General features: G+C 62.6%; 1 protein-coding gene. It reads right to left on the bottom strand.

Going from position 1 to position 441, the window contains the following annotated elements; translation table 11 throughout:
* Positions 1 to 441 (bottom strand): ribulose bisphosphate carboxylase small subunit (locus AC0QH1_RS00705; protein ID WP_324628805.1); only part of this gene is annotated, 441 nt, incomplete at both ends.

The following is a 441-nucleotide window of genomic DNA, read 5'->3' on the forward strand; positions in this document are numbered from 1 at the left end:
GTTCTTGCTGTCAATTGGCGCGCAGCTCTTCCAAGAACCGGTGCGGAAGCGGCGCTCGTCCACATGTTCCGTCCCGAGGCGCAACCCTTGGTTGAGGATTTGGCGCACCTGCGCCACCACATCCGGATCTAGGCCCGTGGAACTCGTCGGCGCGTAACTGCTGCCGGTGCGGCGAGGGGCACTTGTCGAGCGGCTGCCTCCGCTGCTAGGGGAGCCATTGCCATTCGGGCGTTGGATAATGGTTTCCACCACCCGCCGTTTTGCTTTCGGGTCGATGCCGATCAAGCGCACGTATTCGCCGCTGTGTTCCGCCAAACACTCTTCCAGGGCCGAAATCACCTGCGACTCGTTCTTGCTGTCAATCGGCGCGCAGCTCTTCCAAGAACCGGTGCGGAAGCGGCGCTCGTCCACATGTTCCGTCCCGATGCGGTATCCACCGGC

The sequence above is a fragment of the Phormidium sp. CCY1219 genome (assembly GCF_055795085.1).